Annotated in this window: 15 protein-coding genes; 1 reads left to right on the top strand and 14 read right to left on the bottom strand. The window is 63.6% G+C overall.

Features of this window, described 5'->3' with window-relative positions; all coding sequences use genetic code 11:
• Positions 1 to 17: 17 nt before the first annotated feature.
• A complete protein-coding gene (gene fliE / locus GGD90_RS05155; protein ID WP_153115442.1) occupies positions 18 to 341 on the top strand; it encodes a flagellar hook-basal body complex protein FliE in 324 nt (107 codons plus the stop codon).
• Between the two features lie 128 nt (positions 342 to 469).
• Here the strand turns inward: fliE and GGD90_RS05150 are convergent, their stop codons facing one another.
• From GGD90_RS05150 to pseG, 14 genes are all read right to left on the bottom strand, one after another.
• Positions 470 to 1,273 (bottom strand): flagellar brake protein, encoded by an 804-nt coding sequence (locus tag GGD90_RS05150; protein ID WP_153115197.1) that lies wholly within the window; start codon positions 1,271 to 1,273, stop codon positions 470 to 472.
• 93 nt (positions 1,274 to 1,366) lie between these two features.
• Positions 1,367 to 1,684, bottom strand: a complete 318-nt coding sequence (locus GGD90_RS05145; RefSeq protein ID WP_153115196.1) for an EscU/YscU/HrcU family type III secretion system export apparatus switch protein — start codon at positions 1,682 to 1,684, stop codon at positions 1,367 to 1,369.
• Complete coding sequence (fliK, locus tag GGD90_RS05140; protein WP_153115195.1) at positions 1,665 to 2,840, bottom strand: flagellar hook-length control protein FliK; 1,176 nt, start codon at positions 2,838 to 2,840, stop codon at positions 1,665 to 1,667. The genes GGD90_RS05145 and fliK overlap by 20 nt, the downstream gene beginning before the upstream one ends.
• A gap of 12 nt (positions 2,841 to 2,852) precedes the next feature.
• Positions 2,853 to 3,110, bottom strand: coding sequence for a hypothetical protein (locus GGD90_RS05135; protein ID WP_153115194.1), 258 nt, complete (start codon positions 3,108 to 3,110; stop codon positions 2,853 to 2,855).
• Between the two features lie 12 nt (positions 3,111 to 3,122).
• The gene (gene fliS / locus GGD90_RS05130) at positions 3,123 to 3,539 is read right to left on the bottom strand and encodes a flagellar export chaperone FliS (RefSeq protein ID WP_153115193.1); all 417 of its coding nucleotides are present in this window, start codon (positions 3,537 to 3,539) and stop codon (positions 3,123 to 3,125) included.
• A 3-nt stretch (positions 3,540 to 3,542) separates the two neighbouring features.
• Positions 3,543 to 4,985, bottom strand: coding sequence for a flagellar filament capping protein FliD (fliD, locus tag GGD90_RS05125; RefSeq protein WP_153115192.1), 1,443 nt, complete (start codon positions 4,983 to 4,985; stop codon positions 3,543 to 3,545).
• Between the two features lie 62 nt (positions 4,986 to 5,047).
• Positions 5,048 to 5,422 (bottom strand): flagellar protein FlaG, encoded by a 375-nt coding sequence (locus GGD90_RS05120; RefSeq protein WP_153115191.1) that lies wholly within the window; start codon positions 5,420 to 5,422, stop codon positions 5,048 to 5,050.
• A 110-nt stretch (positions 5,423 to 5,532) separates the two neighbouring features.
• Positions 5,533 to 7,020, bottom strand: a complete 1,488-nt coding sequence (locus GGD90_RS05115) for a flagellin N-terminal helical domain-containing protein (RefSeq protein WP_153115190.1) — start codon at positions 7,018 to 7,020, stop codon at positions 5,533 to 5,535.
• A 192-nt stretch (positions 7,021 to 7,212) separates the two neighbouring features.
• Positions 7,213 to 8,700 carry a flagellin N-terminal helical domain-containing protein gene (locus GGD90_RS05110; protein WP_153115189.1) on the bottom strand — a complete coding sequence of 496 codons (1,488 nt, stop codon included), beginning with the start codon at positions 8,698 to 8,700 and terminating at the stop codon, positions 7,213 to 7,215.
• 259 nt (positions 8,701 to 8,959) lie between these two features.
• Complete coding sequence (locus tag GGD90_RS05105) at positions 8,960 to 13,720, bottom strand: methyltransferase (RefSeq protein ID WP_153115188.1); 4,761 nt, start codon at positions 13,718 to 13,720, stop codon at positions 8,960 to 8,962.
• A complete protein-coding gene (locus GGD90_RS05100) occupies positions 13,717 to 14,244 on the bottom strand; it encodes a hypothetical protein (RefSeq protein ID WP_153115187.1) in 528 nt (175 codons plus the stop codon). The genes GGD90_RS05105 and GGD90_RS05100 overlap by 4 nt, the downstream gene beginning before the upstream one ends.
• Positions 14,245 to 14,662: 418 nt before the next feature.
• A complete protein-coding gene (gene pseI / locus GGD90_RS05095) occupies positions 14,663 to 15,712 on the bottom strand; it encodes a pseudaminic acid synthase (RefSeq protein WP_153115186.1) in 1,050 nt (349 codons plus the stop codon).
• A complete protein-coding gene (locus tag GGD90_RS05090) occupies positions 15,690 to 16,349 on the bottom strand; it encodes a UDP-glucuronic acid dehydrogenase (RefSeq protein ID WP_153115185.1) in 660 nt (219 codons plus the stop codon). Before GGD90_RS05090 ends, pseI begins: the two co-directional genes overlap by 23 nt.
• Positions 16,346 to 17,437 (bottom strand): UDP-2,4-diacetamido-2,4,6-trideoxy-beta-L-altropyranose hydrolase, encoded by a 1,092-nt coding sequence (gene pseG, locus GGD90_RS05085; RefSeq protein ID WP_153115184.1) that lies wholly within the window; start codon positions 17,435 to 17,437, stop codon positions 16,346 to 16,348. Before pseG ends, GGD90_RS05090 begins: the two co-directional genes overlap by 4 nt.
• Between the last annotated feature and the right edge of the window lie 5 nt (positions 17,438 to 17,442).

Here is a 17,442-nt window from a genome sequence, read left to right as displayed (position 1 = left end):
AGCGTTTGGAGAAGCGTATGGACAGCAAGGGTATCGATCAGATGTTGAGCGTGATGCGCGGCGCCGCTGCGCAGGCGGCCGGTCGTCCCGCCGACGCATCGCCGACCAGTAATGGCGGTGTGGATTTCGCGCAGGTGTTGCAGAACTCGATTGCCCAAGTCAATCAGACGCAGCAGAAGGCCGAAGGCATGGCGGCAAGTTTTGCCGCCGGCGACAGCGACGGCAATATTCAGGATGTGATGATCGCCTTGCAGAAGGCCAACATCTCGTTTCAGGAAATGATCCAGGTGCGCAACAAGCTGGTGACCGCTTATCAGGATGTCATGAACATGCAGGTTTGAGCTTTCGTTCAAGACAAAAGCAAACGGCGCCGATGGCGCCGTTTGCTTTTGGCGGGCAGTGGTGAGGGTCTGCGTTTCAAGCGCACCGCCGCCGCTCCGTGGTCGTGGGCAAGGGTCGATTCCCGCTTCTACTCCAGGCCACTCAAGCGAGCCTTGCGTTCACGTTCGACGCGTGTGATGTAACGCTGCACCATGGTCAGACGGCTGCCTGGCAGATCGATGAATTCGCAGCCGATGCGCAAATAGCGCGCGCCTGTCCGCGTCGTCACCTCAAAGGCGTTGCGTACGCCGAGCGTTGCAGCGAAAACACCTTCGTTGGGCAGGGTGATGCGGCACTCGGAGAAAACAATCCCGCCGGGGAAGAGGTCTTTTTGCGCCAGGGGAACCATCAGACCGACACCTCCACCACTGATGTCGATCAACGCCGAGTCACAACTCATCGCCGTGCCGTCGGCGCGGCGCATCGGAATCACGCATTTGACCGGCGTCGCAAGCGGCGTCGACAAGCGGAAATACTCGCGCCGCTGCAGGCGCAGCAGCGATTCCGGCAAGCCGCCACGGAAGGCAGGACGCCCCTCGAACTGGTCGGCACCAAGCTTGTTCAGCTTGAACTGGATTTTTACCCGGTCGATCGAAGTGGTGAAGATCAGCTTGTTCGCGGCAAGCGCCCGCCGGTTCATCGCTTCGTCACTGCCGACATCGAAAAGAATCCCGGTGCTGTCCGGGGTGATGGCGAGCGGCGTGGTCAGCAGAAACGACTGGCCTTGATCGAAATAGACGGTGGTCATCGCCGCCTTCTGGATCAGCGTACGGATCGCAAAGAGAATTTCGGTGCGCGAGTGCAACAGGAAGCGACTGTAGTCTTCTTCTTGTTCCAGCTCGAAGGGGGGGGCAGGTAGTTCCGGTGGTTGCGGAACGTCGGTCTCTGCCATTTTCGGAATCCTGATGTCGACTGCGAGCGGCGAAGTTTAAAGGAAATTGTCGTGTCGGGAAACGCGCGTTTCCGCGCCTGTGTGCCGAATTTCTCAAGCCATGGGAATTGAGGGAATTCCGGGCGGCGGTGGCATGTCTGTTCCGCCATTTTCGAGGCGGTAGAGCCAGGCGAGCAGTTCGGCGACGGCGACATAGAGTTGTGCCGGAATGCGCTCGTCAAGATCGACCTGGACCAGCAGCGAAACGAGTTCGGGGGATTCGTGCACATAAACACCGTGCGCGCGGGCGCGCGCGATGATCTCCTCGGCGACGAGGCCACGCCCCTTGGCGACGACGCGCGGAGCGGCGTCGGTCTCACGATAGGCGAGGGCGACGGCGCTTTTTACTGCGTCAGGTGCCTTGCCCGGCATCGGTCCTTACCTCGGCTGCATCGGGCTTGCTATCGCCGACGCCGAAAGCGGTTAAAGAAAGTCCGGCACTGTTGAGCTGCTGTTGCAGTTCTGCGACCGCAGCCCGCAGCGTCGCCTGCGTCTCGGCGTCCCCCGCCGCGATATCGAGACGGATGCCGTTGCCGCGCAGGCCGATGCGTGCGTCGATCTCGCCGAGGCGGGGCAGGGTCAGGCGCATCTGCGTGCGCCATTCGGGGGCTTCGTCGTCGATACCGCCACCTTGCTGATCCGGCGAATCATCGCGTCGCGGCTCTTCGGCGATCTGCCAGTTCATCTGCTGGCCGGGCCAGATCTGCCCCTGCCAGTTGAATTGTTGCGTGGCCAGCGAATCGAGTTGCTGGCGGACGATCTGCACGGTTTCCGGAGCGACCTGCGTTGCCGGCGGATTGCTCGCGGCGGGAGCAGCGGTATTGTTGGCCGTGGCGCTGCTCAAGAGGGCTTCGCGTGCGCCGCTGAGGTTGCTTCCGTTGCCGGCGTTGGCAGGGGTAAGCGTGCTGCCGGCCACTTCGCGTGTTGCTGGTGACAGGCGACCCTGCGGCTCGAGCAGCAACTGTTCCTTGTCGACGCGGCCTTCAACCCAGCCTCGCTGATGCGACTCGTAAAACATGCCGCTTTGGCTGATCGCCTGCTTGAGTTGCGGCAGCAGTTCGGCAGCACTCGCCGGTGGCGTGTTGCTCAGCGGCTGTCCACCGTTGAGCGGCAAGGCGGCGCTTCCGCCGCGGCTGCTCTGGGGGCCGCTGAACAAATCAGCGATCAACTGGCCGGTGCGACTAAGGGTGGTTGCTACCGCCTCTTTGCCAGTCGCATCCGTTGCCGCACTGCCTTGACGTGAGACGACGGCCAGCGCCATCTTGCCGTTGTTTTCGACAACTTCGAGTTCAAGCATGTCGCCGCTCTTGGCGGCAAAGGGCAGGGCAAGCGTGACATCGCGCTGGGCGACGATGGCGCGGTAGGTGCCGTTGGGGAGAAGTGCCTGGATCTGCGCCGTGACTCGCTGCCCTGATGTCAGGCCGGACAGCCTGTCGGAGATTTCCTGCGAGGGCGTCGCCGGCGTGACCGGCTTGAGCGCCGGGTCGGTCAGGAGCTGCGTGCGACCGCCGATATCGGCCGGGATCATCGCGTTTTCAGACTATCGTTGTTGCTGCTGACCGGAAAAGCCTTTCAGCAGACGGCCAATATCGTTTTTCAGCCAGCTGGCTTTTTCGTCAATATCCGGGATGAGCGCGAGCGTCTGTTCAAGTACGGCGCGGTCGGCAGGCTGTGCCGGCGGCAGCGCGGCAAGATCGATTGTCCCCGCCAGCGCGGCAGCCGCGTCCCAGTCGCTGTCGTCCGCAAGCTCGCGCAACCGTTGCATGGTCGCGAGTAGGTGTTGGTAGGGGTCTGCCATGTTCAGCCTTGCTCAGCTCTCAGGAGGTTGCTGGATCTGTGCGGGATCGATCTGTCGCCACGCTTCGTGAATCTCGCCCAGCAGAGTCTCGACTTCCTTGAGTACGCCGAGATCGTTTTTCAGGTTGGCCCAGAGCAGTCGTGACACCATGTATTCATAGAGGGCGCCCAGCTGGAGCGCCAGATCGCCGCCCTTGTTTTCATCGAGGCTGGCGCCGAGGCCGTTGGCAATGATATCGATCGCTTTCGAGATCGAACTCCCCTTCAGCGGGATATTGCCTTCCTGCATCGCGAAGCGCGCCGTTTTCAGCGCCGCCGACGCGCCTTCGAACAGCATCAGGATCAGTTGATGCGGATCGGCCTCGTTGACCGAGGTGCCAATGCTGACCTGTTCATAGGCGTTGATCGGCTTGCCAACAAAAGGAAACATGCGTCATTTACTCGATGCTGCACCGGGCAGACTGGCCAGTTGCGTCGTGAGATAGGAACTCGTCTGCTGCATGCTGGCGACGAGCGTGTCAAGCGCAGTGAATTGCGCGCGGTAACGGGCTTCGATCTGCGTCAGACGATTGCTGAGCTGGGTTTGCTGCGTATCCAGCCGCTTGATCATATCGTTCACGCCCTTGGTCGCGGAAGTGATCGAGCCCGAGGTGCCGACCATTTTATCCATCGCCGTGTCGAACGCGGTGCCGATTTTTTCGACAAGCGTGGCGACGCCGTCGAAATCGGCTTCGAGTGCCTTGCTCAGCTTGGTGCTATCGACGGTGAGCTGGCCGGTCTTGTCGAAGGTAACGCCGATGTTGTTCAGCTTCTGGTAGGCGCCACTGCCGCCCGCCGTCGTGCCGAAGACCAGATTGCGCAGCTGTGTCTGCGACGTGCGGAGAATCGCTTGTCCCTGCAGGATGCCGGCCTTATCCGTTTCCGCATCGTAGGCACCAAGCGTGGAAATGGTCGAAGCAGCTTCGTTGAAGCCCTTGACGAACGCGTTGATCGCCGACGTCAGCGAGGTTTTAGTATCTTTGCTGACCGTGATCGTGGTCGGGCTACCTGCCGTGGTCGTTTTGATCAGGGCGATCGAAACGCCGTCGAGAACGTTGTTGACGAGATTGCTGGTGCTGCTTGCGGCGATGCCGTTCAGGGTGAATGCGGCATTGGTAGCCGCCTGGCCGCCCTGGGTGATGTCTTGCGTCATGCTGCCGCTGGCAGCTGCCGGGTCATAGTCGAAGCCGCTCAGCCCTGACAGCTTCATCACGTTGCTGGTGCCCGTGTCGTCGCTGGTGAGGATGAGTTGAGCTCCGGCAGAGCCGGTCACGATGGTTGCGGAAACGCCGGCCTTTGCCGAATTGATCGCGTCGCGCAGTCCGCCGAGCGTCGCATTGCTGCTATCAATCGTGATTTCGTACTTGCGTGCGCCATCGCCGACGAAGGTGCTGCCACTGAGGCTGCCGAGTTCGATGCTCAGCGTGCCGGTGGCAATGGCCGAACTGGCGCTTGTGTAGGGGCTGGGCGAGCCTGTCGATGCCTGCGAGGCAAGGCGCTGATTCTTCGCCAGACTGCTGACTTCCAGTGTGTAGGCGCCGGCGACCGCGCCCTTGCTGGCGGTCACGGTGGCGATCGAGCTGTCGGCGATCTTTGCCGAGAGTGTCGAGTACTTTTCGGCAGCGGTCTGCGTGGACGACGGTTTCAGGCTGGAGGCGGCGCTCTGCAGCGAGGACAGCGCGCTTTTCAGCGAGCCCAGGCCGGAAATACGGGCCTGATAGGAAGCTTCCTTGGTTTGCAGTGCGATCAGCGGTTGCTGCTCGGCGGTCATCAGCTTGGTGAGGAGGCCGGACAGGTCGAGCCCGGATCCTGAGCCTAAGGAAGAAACGCTCGCCATGATAATTCTCCAGTTCAGTGTCTACCGGCAAGATCTGCCGCATTGGCCATTCAAAGCAAGCTTCAGGCCTTGTTCTGAATGAATAGACCCTGCAACTTGTCGAGTGCCTTGGCAATGGTCAGCACCTCTTCCGAGGGGATCTGCCGGACGACTTCGCGAGTCTGCTGGTCGATAACCTTGACCAGCGTCCGTCCTGAGTCCTTGTCGATGGCGAACTCGAGTCCGCTGTTGATCGGTTGCACAAAAGCCTTGATGCTTTCGGTGGCTTCCTGCAGTTGCTCGGGAGTGATCTGTTCAGTAGCCCGTGCCTGCGCTGCAGTGCTGCTCGTGCTGCTGGTCTCGGTGGCCGAAGCGACAACCGTGCTGCGCGTACCGGAGCTCGCCGTTGGCGGTGAAACCTGGCCGGTCGGGATGGCGCCGGTGGGTTGGATATTCATTTTCCTTCTCCTTGGCTTCGAGGGCGAACGGCGCGATAGCCTTTTCTAGCTACCGCGCCGTTCGTCAGGCTCTTCAGCGGGGGTAGCCCCCTAGCCTATAAGACTACTGCTTACTTCAACAGGCTCAGCACGTTTTGCGGCAGCGAGTTGGCTTGCGCCAGCATCGCGGTACCGGCTTGCTGCAGGATCTGCGCACGGGTCAGGCTGGCGGTTTCCGCGGCGAAGTCGGCGTCGCGGATGCGGCTGCGTGCCGAGGACAGGTTCTCCGAGGTGGTGGCCAGCTGCGACACCGTCGATTCGAAGCGGCTTTGCAGCGCACCGAAGGAAGCACGTTGACCATTCACCGCGTTCAATGCCTGATCGACGATGCGGATCGCTTGCGTCGAGTTATCGACAGTGGTCACGTCGAGCGATTGCACGGTCTTCAGCGAAGACGCGGTGACCGCAGCTGCCGCGATTGCTACACCGAAGGTGTTCCCCGTGGTTGTCGCCGTCGAGGACGAGGCAATGGCGAAGGACTTGTCGGAATCGAGAATCACCTGGCCGCCGATGGTGATGCTACCGGAGGTCGATGCCGCCAGGTTGGTGCCGCCGGCGGTGATCGAGCCAGCCGCAGAGGTGCCGGTAGCAGCAGCGATGTTGATGTTGCTGCCGTCGGAGGCGGTGAGTACGACGCCCGTGTTGTCGTCGGTCAGCTTGGCGGTGATGCCGGTCTTCGACGACTGTGCGTTGAACTGGGTGACGGCGTCAGCCAGACCGGCGGCGGTACCCGTTGCGGTCAGGTTGAAGGTGACGGCTTGGGCGGTGGTGTTAGTGCCCATGACGTCGACCGAGTAGGAGCCGGACGCACCGAAGGTCACCGTCGTCTGCGTATAGGCCGAGGCCTTGATGCCGGTTTGCGACTGGGCGTTGATCTTGTCGGAGATGCTCTTGGCCGAGTCGGTGGTCACCAGGTTGACCTGGCCACTACCGGCGGCGCCGCGCAGCGTGAGGACGCCTGATGCGCTGACCACGGTGCCCGAGTTGGCGGTGACGGCAGCACCGGTTGCGCCGGTGGAGGTGGCGCCGGTGGCGTTGCCGATCTGGTTGGTGCCGTAGTTCGTGGTACGGAAGTTGGTCGTCGTCGCGGTGACCGTCTGCAGGGCGTTGGCGCCGACCTGGAAGGTGGCCGAAGCGAAGGAGCCGTCGAGCAGCGTCTTGCCGTTGAACTCGGTTTGCGTCGAGAAACGGTCGAGTTCGGCGACGAGTTGCGTCACTTCCTGGTTGATCGTCTGACGGTCGGACGCGGTATTGGTGGCATTGGCCGACTGCACCGCAAGTTCGCGGACGCGTTGCAGGATGTCGCCCATCTGCGTCAGCGCGCCTTCAGCCGTTTGCGCCAGCGAGACGCCGTCGTTGGCGTTGCGCTGTGCCTGGTCCATGCCGCGGATCTGCGCGGTCATGCGCTGGGAGATGGCCAGGCCGGCAGCATCATCCTTGGCGCTGTTGATCCGCAGGCCGGAAGACAGGCGTTGAAGCGAGGTGTTGAGCGTGTTACCTGACTGGTTCAGGTTGCGTTGCGCGTTCAGCGAGGCAACGTTGGTTTGAATAACTTGCATGATCTTCTCCTTCGGATCGGTTGGTCACAAGCTCACATTTACCTTGTGGTTCATGTGGCGCTTGGAGCATCTAACGGATCGTCGGAGAGGAACTTTAGCGATTTCTTTCGCTGTCTCCCGAAAAGCCGAACCCGCTCGACGAGCGGGTTCGGCGGTGTGCAGGCGTCGCCTTGGCGCGCTCGGGCGGGCGGCTTACTTGAGCAGACTGAGCACGTTCTGCGGCAGTGCGTTGGCTTGCGCGAGCATCGCCGTGCCCGCCTGTTGCAGGATTTGGGCACGCGACAGTTCAGCCGTCTCGGCGGCAAAATCGGTATCGCGGATGCGGCTGCGTGCCGCCGAGAGGTTCTCGGCCGAGGTTTCCAGCTGCGAGATCGAGGCTTCAAAGCGACTCTGCAGCGCGCCGAAGGTGGCGCGTTGTCCATTAAGGGCATTCAGCGCCTGATCGACGATGCGGATTGCCTGCGTGGCATTTGTCACGTTGGTGACATCGAGCGTCTGTACCGACTGCAGGGCCGACGATTGCAGTGCGCCTGCGGTGAGTGCCGTGCCGAAGGTGTTGGCCGTCGTCGTCAGTGTCGACGACGAGCCGATGGCGAAGGACTTGTCGGAGTCGAGAATCAGCTGGCCGCCAATCGTGAGGCTGCCCGACGCCAGCGCGGCAAGCGTGCTGCCGCCCGCCGTGATCGTCCCGGCCGTTGCTGTGACGCTGTTGGCGCCGAGGTTGATGTTGCTGCCGTCGGCCGCAGTGATGACGACGCCGGTGTTGGTGTCGTTCAGTTTTGCGGTGATCCCCGTTTTCGACGATTGGGCGTTGAAGGCCGTGACGGCATCTGCCAGGCCCTGCGCCGTATTGGTTGCTGTCAGGCTGAAGGTGACCGGGACCGAGGCGCCGGTGGCGCTGACGTCGAGCGAGTACGAGCCGGAAGCGCTGAAACTCAGCGTCGTCTCGGTGTAGGCCGAGGCCTTGATGCCAGTCTGCGACTGCGAATTGATCTTCTCGGCGATGCTCTTGGCCGAGTCGGTGGTCACCAGGTCGACCTGGCCGCTGCCGGCGGCGCCGCGCAGCGTGAGCACGCCTGAGGCGCTAACCGCCACGCCCGAATTGGGTCCGGCGGTGGTGCTGGTGATACCCGTGGCAGTGGCGCCGGTAGCGTTGCCGATCTGGTTGGTGCCATAACTCGTCGTGCGGAAGTTCGCGGTCGTCGCGGTAATGTTCTGCATGGCGTTGGCACCGACCTGGAAGGTGGCCGAGGCGAACGAGCCATCGAGCAGGCGCATGCCGTTGAACTCGGTTTGCGTGGCGAAGCGGTCGAGTTCGGCGACCAGTTGCGTCACTTCCTGGTTGATTGCCTGACGGTCCGACGCCGAGTTGGTGGCGTTTGCCGACTGCACGGACAGTTCGCGGATGCGTTGCAGGATGTCGCCCATCTGCGACAGCGCCCCTTCTGCCGTTTGCGCCAGCGAAACGCCGTCGTTGGCGTTGCGCCGCGCCTGATTCATGCCGCGGATCTGTCCGGTCATGCGTTCGGAAATGGCCAGCCCGGCCGCATCATCCTTGGCGCTGTTGATTCTCTGGCCCGAAGACAATCGCTGCAGTGCCGTCGAAAGTGCGCTGCCCGACTTGTTCAGGTTGCGTTGCGCGTTGAGTGAGGCAACGTTGGTTTGTATGACTTGGGGCATGGCAGTCTCCGCAAAACTGGATAGGTGGCCGCAACGATCGGCCGCGAGCCGAATCTTCCGGTGTGCCTTCCTCGAAGCGAGGAGTGTGCCAGCTGAAAAAAGTGCTCAAGTCTGCTGCAATTCTGCCGTTAGCTTGGCGTAATCCGCCTTTCCGGAGCGTATTTTGCGAGAATCGGCCGCCCGGAAAGGCCGCTGGCACGTCGGCAATGAAAAGGGCGGCAAAACTTGCCGCCCTTTTCATTGCGCCGATAGCAGCGATCTAACGCATCGTCCAGGCGTCCAGCCACTCGTCGAGATGCTCCTCGAGCATCCAGTCGCGGGTGACTGCAGCCTTCATTGCATCGCCACGACGCGCCAGTTCATCACGGTCGGACAGGTGTTCGCGGATGGCGCGTAACCAGTGCGTGCGTTTGTTCTTGACGCGTGTGATCGGCAGGTCGCCCTGGTAGGGGACGATGTCGGTGGCGATCACCGGATAGCCGAGGATGCCGTATTCGAGCAGTTTGAGGTTCGACTTGCACTCGTTGAAGTGGCAGAGCTCGAGTGGCGCCAGCGCGAGATCAAGCTGCATGTCGGCGAGTGCGTCGGGATATTCCGCGAAAGGCACTCCGGGGCGGAAGTCGGCGATGAAGGGACGCAGCGCATCGGGGGCGAGGCCCATGAACACCCAGTCGACCTCGTCCGCCAGTTCGCGCACGATGTCCTCGATGATCAAGAGGTCACCGACGTGACTGATCGAGCCGCTCCAGCCGACGCGCGGCTTTTTCCGTTGCTGCCTGGCCGGCGCCAGCCCTTCCCAGCGTGATTTTGGCAGACGATTGGCGACGACGCGGATGTCGCCATTCATCTCGCGCAGCGCTTCTGCCAGTGGCGCGGTCGACACGATCAGCCGGTCGCACACGCCGATGCTGCGGCGCAGCCGCTCCTTGATGTCTTTTGGCGTTTCCTGGTTGTGCGGGTTGTGCTTGGGCAGTTCGAACATCAGGTCGTCAAGTTCAAAGACCAGCGGCTTGCCGTTCACTCGCCGGTAGCGTTCGACGCGAGCGATCTGCTCGTCCATGATTTGCCGCTGCAGCACGACGATGTCGGGGTCAGCGCGCGCGATGTCCACGCTGTCGAAGGTGTAACAGGTGGCGTTCGCTTCCGCACGATGCGCTTCCGTGAGGGCCTTCGCCGGTTCGATGATGCGGTAGTAGCCGCAGCCGCCCAGGTCGGCGTGGAAGGCGAGGATGCGCGGTAGCGGCCGCCATGGAAAGCGCTCGCCGATCAGTTCGCGCCGTTTCTCGTAGGAAAACACCGGCGTCTTGCTCGCCAGTGCCGGATGGTAGGCAGGGTCGTGTCGCAGCAGCGGCAGGTGCCGGAGCAGCAGTTCGTCGCTGAAGGCGAGTACCGGCTCGCGCGGCGCCGCTTCGCTTGTGGCAGTGCGCAGCAGGCTGACAAAGGGGGTCCACAGGCAGCGCAGTCCGGCCGCGGTGACGCGCAGCGTGTAGTCGGCAACGGCCAGCGCCGGTGTGTCCGCGGCGGCGACGTCAAAGCCGCCAGCAGCCTCGAAGACCACCTTCTTGGTCAGCAGGCAACCGTCGGGCAAGGCGGCAAAGCGTTGTACGAGGTGCGCGCGTCCGAGGATTCCCGCCTGCTGGTGCAATGCGCCGGCGAAGGCGTCGGCGGCGCCGTCCTCAATGCCGACGAACAGGCCGCTGGCGAATACCTTGCCGTCAGCACCCAGAATGCGCGGGGCGACGGCAGCAACACCCGCGTCCATGGTCAGTCCGCCCAGTTCTTCGAGCCAGCCATTGGTGGCCGGGTGCAGACGCGGATCAAGGAAGACCAGCAACTCGCCGCGTGCCTGTTCGGCGAGCAGGTTGCTCGCCTGCACGCTGCCTGCCGGCGTGTCGAGGCGGAAGATGCGCAGTTGTGCCGACTGCAGCGCGTCGAGTCCGTCTACGTATTCGCGGATCACCGGGTCGCTCACGCCGTTGTCGAGGATCAACACTTCCCAGCCAAGCGTTGTCGTGCACTCGAGCGTGCGTTCGAGATTCTGCTGGAAAGGCGGCGTCGTCGCGTCGAGGACGAGCAACAGCGATACCGAGGTATCGGCGGCAGGCTGGCGCCGGATGCGGAAGGTTCCGGGCGTCCAGCCATCGTCGATCTGTGCCGGGATCGCCGTGGCGACAAAATGGCGGCCCAGCGCTGCGCGGCGTGATCCGTGCACCTGCGAGAAGGGCAGGTCGCCGTCGTTGCCGCCGGGCGGGCGGTGCAGCAGTGGCTCGGCAAGGTGGGCGAAAGACTCGCTGCCGTGTCGCGCAAGCAGGCGCAGCGCCGCGTCGTAGACCTCGGCGCCGCGCAGATCGGCGGCGAAGCCGCCGCCGCTGAGCAGCGTCGCCCGTTCGAACAGCGTCAGGCCGCTGCTCAGATAGTCCCAGCCGAGCAGCAGCTCCGCGTCGAAATCGGGTTTGAGCTTGAGCTGCGAGGGGATGTTGTTGATCAGTACGCTGTCGTCGCCATAGAGGCAGCGCGCGTCGGGCGTACGCCGGGCGAGTTCGATCAGACGCAGCAATGCGGCCGGTTCGACGACATCACCGGCGTAGAGCGGCGCCACCCAGTCGCTGCCGCTGCGCACGATTTCCTCGTTGATCAGCACGAACGGCGACTGGCCGGCCGGCAACTCACGCCAGCCGATGCGTCCGCCCGGCACGGCCACTCCGTCGGGCGCAGTCTTCGGCGAGACGACAGTGATGCGTGCGCTGCTATAGAGCTGGCGTGCGAGATTGCCGATGGTGGCGGCGATCCGCGTCTCGTCGCCGACGGTGTCGATGAGGAAGAGATGCACTTCCGGCAGCTTCGGCCAGTGGGCAAGATGTTCTTCCCACAGGCGTCCGTCCTGCGGCGTCGGCGCCAGACGTTCGAGCAGCAGCAGGTCCGGCGGCGTTTCGCGGTAGTTTTCGATATCGTCGGTGCGCGCATTGTTACCGGCGACGACATAGAACTGCAGGCTGCACAGTTCGTCGAGTTCGGCGCCTTCGATGGCGTGCAGCGACATCTTGCCCATGTTGATGTCGATCGGACCGGGGCGCGGCTTGTTTTCTTCATAGAAGGCCATCAGTCGCGGGTCGATCGCGTACTGCAGCGTGCGCACGTGGTAACCGGTTTCGTGGAAGAAGCGGCGTACTTCGCGCAGCGTGAAGAAACGGATGTGGGTGATGTCGAGCAGGCCGGAATCCTCGTAGCGCCAGTAGCCGGCAGCCATGTCCTCCATCAGCTTGAGGTTGCGCACGTTGGGGATGCTGGCGATCACCTGCGCGTCCATTGACAGCCAGGGGCGCAGCGCGGTGAGCACCGACCACGGGTCGTACATGTGCTCGAGCACGTCGGCGACGATCACCGTATCGATGCTGCCGGGTTTGACGCCGGCGGCGGCGAAGTCGATTTCCTCGAAGCGGCCGACCAGCACCTGGTCGAGCTGCTTCTTCGCCAGTTCCGCCGCCGAGCGGTTGACCTCGATGCCGATGACGCGCGCGCGCGGGTGCTTCGACTTGATGTAGGCACCGGTGCCGCCAGCGGCGCAGCCGATGTCGAGCGCCAGCCGGATCGGTCGCGGCGACAGGTCGACGAGTTCGCGCCGGACGCCACCGTGATAGCCGGTGGCTGCGGTATCTTCCACCTGCAGCAGAGTCTTCCAGGCAGGCGGTGGCGCCTTGCGGCGCAGTGACGGATCGGGCTCGAAGGGGATCAGGCAGGGTGTGGGCAGGGCAAGCTGGCGCATCAGCGTGGCAACGCGCTCGGTGGCGCAGCCGTCCATGGCGGCATTGAATCGTGGCGCCGCTGCGGCCATCTGTGCAGGGATCTCCGGATCGTCGAGCGTTTTCAGAATCGTGTCGGCAAGCTTGTCTGCCGTTGCCTGGCGCAGCCCGCAGTCACCGGCAAGATACGGGCCGAAAACAAAGGTGCTGTCGGTCAGCAGATTGACGCCGCGCGTCTGCACACAAAGCGCCTCGATCAACAAGCCCGAATCGTTGGCAACGATCAGGTCGGCACCGAGCAGATAGGGCAGCGGTTTCTCCATCGGGATTCCCTGCCCGTCGATGGCATCCTGGACGTAAACGTAGTCCCGGTCACGAATGCCGAGGCGATGAGCAATGCCGCGAACCAGTTTCTCCGCGTGCGTCCCGGCGCCCGGGCGGTCCTTGATGATGTGTTGCGCTTGTTTGCCAAGAGACTTGATGGCGCCAAAGAATGCTTCGGTGACGCGTGTCGGGTTGTCGGCATCTTCAAGCAGAGAGAGGCCGGCAAACCACGTGGTGCCATAGACGATGATCGGTCGGGACGGATCCAGACCGTGTCGGGAACAGATGAAGTCGCGCCAGTAAGCGCGTCGTTCGCGTTCCGCCATCAGCGCATCGAATTGCGGCAGGCCGGTCGCATGCAGTCGGGAGATATCGTAGCCCACGTCAGAGAAAGATGCCTGACTGCCCTCCCCGAATACGGCCATGTGATCGGCCTGCTGATGCTGGTGAATCGAGTAAGGCAAGCCGAGGAACGGATTGTGTTCGAGGTGCAGCGTCGGGATGCCTTTGTGGCGGGCCCACATGCACAACACATTGGAGTGCAGCATCCATTCTTCGTTGAGCACTACCAGTTCGATCGCGTGTTCCGAGGCGACTTCGTCGAGTGCGGCGATCAGTTCGATGGCAGATCCCAGATTGGCACGGGCGTTGCCGAGTGTCAGCTGTCGCGCGTCGTTTTCGGTCTGTGTCGCGGACAGCAGAGGTTTCGCCCAGTCATCCAGTTGCTCGATCAGGCGCGCTTCATGCCGTTTCAGGGCATCGCGCCGCGTCTTTGAAAGAACGTCATCGAGTACGAGGGGGCTGGCATTGGCTGAACGCAATTTGGACAGGTGCTCGGCGCCGAAAAAGCTGCGCGTGGTGATGATTGTTCGTGGCCCGCTCACTTCCAGGTAGCGAAGCAGGACGCCGAGGTTCTTGGGCCACAAGAACGAGATGAGCGCGGGCGTTTTGTTCATTGCGATTCCTGTGCGTTGGATTGGTGTGCCTGACCCGCCACCATTGCCTGCAAGGTCTGGTACATGAAAGCACTGCTCAATGGCGTGCCGCGAAATGCCGGAAAAATGCTGCTGTCTCCAGACTGGCAGGTGTTGTCCAGCGCACTGAGCAGCGATCGGTCAAGTTGCAGTTGCTTGTGCCAGTGCGCAAACCGGGCGGCTAAGGTGTCCGGCAGCCAAGCGAGCTCGATTGCTCCCGAATTTTCTTCCGTGCGCTTGAGAAAACTCTGCCAAAGCATGAACAGGAAGTGTTGGTTCGACGGGTAAGCGAGATGCTCGGCGAGAGCGTCCCGCCACGTCGTCTCGGTGAGCTCGCTTTGTATGCCGTCAGTTTCGAGAAAGCTGAGGAAGGAAGCAAAACGCGGGTCCGACTCACGCCAGCTCAGCCGCTTCTGCTGCAGCGCGGGATAGACGGTCAGCAGGCTTGGCCAGTCGATGCCAAGTGTGGCGTCATCGTTGAAAAGGAAAGTGATCGGGGTAGTCATTGCCTGCGCTTCCTTGGGTAGGGTGTCTGATTAATCACTGCGCTGCTGCGGGCAGAATCATTAGCATCTGTGCATTCTCTGCGCTCCCTGTCGTCAGGAGACGGTGACGGGATCGCAGTCCCTCTGCGCGTGGCTTTCTTGCATTGCTCTGACAGCAAGAATGGCATTCTCCTGACATCCCGGCAACGAATGCTGCGGGTGACATGACTCCCTGTGCAATTCGCCGTCACATATCGAGACCACAGATAACGCTGCTGAGATGATACTGGGCGCGGAACTGCTGGCAACGGAGCAGAATACTCCATCATGTTCGTAGGGCTTTGACTCCTGCTGGCAGGCAAGCGCGCGCTCACTGCCCTCGGCATGAAGCGATCCGGGCTTCGAAGCTCGCGACGAAGCTCTCGTGTTCAAGTGCGCATCACTCGAATGCATCCTGAGTGACGGCGGTGTTCTTGATGATCGGGCGACTCGCTTTGCGTCCAACAATCTGCTCGAGGTGCTTGGGCGGCAGACCGAAGCCCGGGCGCACGCTGCGCACGGCGTCGGCCGTGATCAATTCACCGGCCTGCAGGTCGCGGACGAAATACAGCGAGCGCCGGAACTTGAGGTTGCCCTGTTCGCTCGATTTGCGCGTGTAGTCGACGCGGCCCAGCGCCTCCCAGGCGACGCGCGAACTCCGGCACAGCGCGGCGAACGCGTCCGGTTCCAGCGAGAAACTGTCGTCCGGTCCGCCCGCCGAGCGGTCGAGCGTGAAGTGTTTTTCGATGATGGACGCACCGAGCGCGACGGCGGCGATGGCGGTGCTGTTGTCGAGCGTATGGTCCGACAGCCCGGTGACGAGGCCGAAGCGCGCGATCATGTCGGGGATGGTGCGCAGGTTGTAGTCGGCCGCCGGCGCGGGGTAACCGCTCACACAGTGCAGGATCGCCAGTTCGCGGCAGCCGCCAGCGCGCGCGGCGTCGATGGCCTCGGCAATTTCCTCGGCGTCGGCCATGCCGGTGGAGATGATCATCGGCTTGCCGGTACCGGCAACATAGCGGATCAGCGGCAGGTCGATCGCCTCGAACGACGCGATCTTGTAGGCCGGAGCGTTCAAGTCTTCGAGCAGGTCGACGGCGGTGCTGTCGAAGGGCGAGCTGAAGATGGTGATGCCGAGCCGGCGCGCGTGCGCGAACAGCGGCGCATGCCATTCCCACGGGGTGTGCGCCCACTCATAGAGTTCGTAGAGGGTGCGCCCGGCCCACAGGCCATCCTCGATGCGAAAGTCGGGCAGGTCGCAGTCGAGGGTGATGGTGTCGGGGCGGTAGGTCTGGATCTTGATCGCGTCGGCGCCGGCGGCCTTGGCCTGCTCGATCAGGCGCAGGGCCTGGTCGAGGCTGCCGTTGTGATTGGCCGACATTTCGGCGATCACGAAGGGCTGGCAGTCACTGCCGATGTCGCGGCCGTCAATCCGCAGTGTCGGGGCCATCGATTTTCTCCAGGATGAGTTTGTAGCGGTGGCCGCGCAGGTCGAAGAACGCCGGGAAGCGCTGCGGGTCGGCCACCCGGATCTTATCGAACTGGCTGGCCAGACTGGCGTGCGGATCGACGCGGCTGTCCTCCGGCGTGCGTCGGCGATAGACCATCGCGTCGCTATCGTCAGCTTGCGGCACGGGGTCGATGCGCCCGAAGCCGGCGACGGCAAAATCGATCATCTCGATCTCGGCGGCGAACAGGCGTGCGTTGATTTCGTCCCACAGCGCGTGTTGGGGCACCGGGATCACGAGCTTGCGCCAGATGCGTCCGCTGTCGACGGCGTCTGCGGCCTCGAGCAGGCTGAGCGTGATCGACCCGGCGCCGCCGGCGATCTCCCAGATGTGCGGGCTCCAGCCACGTCCGCGCGGCAGGTCGCTGGCGTGCAGCACGAGGCTTGCGCGATACGCCGCGCGCTCCTCGGCGCGCAGGATCTCGCGGCAGGAAACGAGGAAAAGCAGCTCGCCGCCGGGCAGCTCCGATTTGCGCTGCACGAGGCTGATCGTATGCCGGCCGGCGTTTTCTGCCACCCAGCGTTGCAGGTAGGGCATCACTGGATGGGCGGGATCGCTGCACAGGATCGACAGCTTCATGCCGCGAATCCGCCGAGGTGGCCGGCGACGCGCGCCGTACCGCGGCCGTCGGTGATCGCGGCGGCTTTCTCGCGCATACGGTCGAGGACGGCACCGAGGTCGGCGCGCTGCAGGAATGCCCTCAGTTCGGCGGCGAGCGTCTCCCGCGCGATCGCCTGTGCTGCGCCGGCTGCCTGCAGGGCGTCGGCGATTGGCCGCTGGTTGTCGGCGAGGACGACGAGCAGCGCGGGCAGTCCAAGACAGCAACGCTCCCACGAGGTACTGCCGGCGGCGCCGATGGCGAGATCGCAGTCCGCCATCAGGCTTGCCATGTTCGGCACGTTCACTCGCAGGTCGGTGGCCCAGGGCAGTTGCGCCGCCTGCGCGCGCACTGCGTCTATCGCCGGCGCGTTGCGGCCCATGACTACGGTGATCCGGCAGTCGTCGGGTAAGGTGCAGCCGCGCAGGGCAGCGAGCGCCTCGCCGGTGACGTTGTCCGGGTCCACGCCGCCCATGTTGAGCAGCAGGTGGCCGAGCCGCGCCGGCCGGCGGCGCGCCGGCAGACGCTCGTGCAACGCGGCGAACTCGGGGCGCAGCAGCGCGTGCTGCGGGCCGGCAAGCACCCGGCAGGCAGCGGGAACGCGTCCGGCGTAGTCGGCCGCGCTGCGGCCGAGGTTCTGGTCGAGCAGCAGGTCGCAGTCGTGTGGGCGGTCGGCCAGATCGTCTATGACCATCAGCTCGCGGCAGCGCGGGCGCAGCGCTGCTTCCCAGCGCGCGTCGAGCGCGTAGTGATCGGCGACCAGCCAGTCGACGCGGTCGTCGCCGAGCGCCGCGGTGGTGGCGCGCGCGTCCGCCTGCCAGGTGGCGCCCAGCCAGGCGGCGTGCGCGGGTGGCGGCGTGCCGGCGTCGGCGGCGGCCGGGTCGTAGGGCAGCGCGATGCCGGCGTGGCCGCGCTCGGCGATCAGTCCGAGCAGGTGGCCGGGATGCGCGCGGCAGACGAAGCGACAGCGCGCGCCGTCGCGCCTGAGCCGGTCGGCCAGCGTCAGGCAGCGCATGAGGTGGCCGGTGCCGATCTGCAGCGCGGCGTCGGTGCGGAAGACGACGTCCATCGGAC

The sequence above is a fragment of the Rhodocyclus tenuis genome (assembly GCF_014197755.1).
Lineage (GTDB): Bacteria > Pseudomonadota > Gammaproteobacteria > Burkholderiales > Rhodocyclaceae > Rhodocyclus > Rhodocyclus tenuis.
This window is presented reverse-complemented; position numbering and strand designations above follow the sequence as displayed.

What these genes read in the sequence shown, in the direction of transcription:
- fliE (WP_153115442.1), top strand. Translation starts at nt 18, where the DNA reads ATGGACAGCAAGGGTATCGATCAGATGTTGAGCGTGATGCGCGGCGCC.
- GGD90_RS05135 (WP_153115194.1), bottom strand. Translation starts at nt 3,110, where the DNA reads ATGGCAGACCCCTACCAACACCTACTCGCGACCATGCAACGGTTGCGC.
- pseG (WP_153115184.1), bottom strand. Translation starts at nt 17,437, where the DNA reads ATGGACGTCGTCTTCCGCACCGACGCCGCGCTGCAGATCGGCACCGGC.
- fliD (WP_153115192.1), bottom strand. Translation starts at nt 4,985, where the DNA reads ATGGCGAGCGTTTCTTCCTTAGGCTCAGGATCCGGGCTCGACCTGTCC.
- GGD90_RS05115 (WP_153115190.1), bottom strand. Translation starts at nt 7,020, where the DNA reads ATGCAAGTTATTCAAACCAACGTTGCCTCGCTGAACGCGCAACGCAAC.
- pseI (WP_153115186.1), bottom strand. Translation starts at nt 15,712, where the DNA reads ATGGCCCCGACACTGCGGATTGACGGCCGCGACATCGGCAGTGACTGC.
- GGD90_RS05090 (WP_153115185.1), bottom strand. Translation starts at nt 16,349, where the DNA reads ATGAAGCTGTCGATCCTGTGCAGCGATCCCGCCCATCCAGTGATGCCC.
- GGD90_RS05145 (WP_153115196.1), bottom strand. Translation starts at nt 1,684, where the DNA reads ATGCCGGGCAAGGCACCTGACGCAGTAAAAAGCGCCGTCGCCCTCGCC.
- fliS (WP_153115193.1), bottom strand. Translation starts at nt 3,539, where the DNA reads ATGTTTCCTTTTGTTGGCAAGCCGATCAACGCCTATGAACAGGTCAGC.
- GGD90_RS05110 (WP_153115189.1), bottom strand. Translation starts at nt 8,700, where the DNA reads ATGCCCCAAGTCATACAAACCAACGTTGCCTCACTCAACGCGCAACGC.
- GGD90_RS05100 (WP_153115187.1), bottom strand. Translation starts at nt 14,244, where the DNA reads ATGACTACCCCGATCACTTTCCTTTTCAACGATGACGCCACACTTGGC.
- GGD90_RS05150 (WP_153115197.1), bottom strand. Translation starts at nt 1,273, where the DNA reads ATGGCAGAGACCGACGTTCCGCAACCACCGGAACTACCTGCCCCCCCC.
- GGD90_RS05105 (WP_153115188.1), bottom strand. Translation starts at nt 13,720, where the DNA reads ATGAACAAAACGCCCGCGCTCATCTCGTTCTTGTGGCCCAAGAACCTC.
- fliK (WP_153115195.1), bottom strand. Translation starts at nt 2,840, where the DNA reads ATGATCCCGGCCGATATCGGCGGTCGCACGCAGCTCCTGACCGACCCG.
- GGD90_RS05120 (WP_153115191.1), bottom strand. Translation starts at nt 5,422, where the DNA reads ATGAATATCCAACCCACCGGCGCCATCCCGACCGGCCAGGTTTCACCG.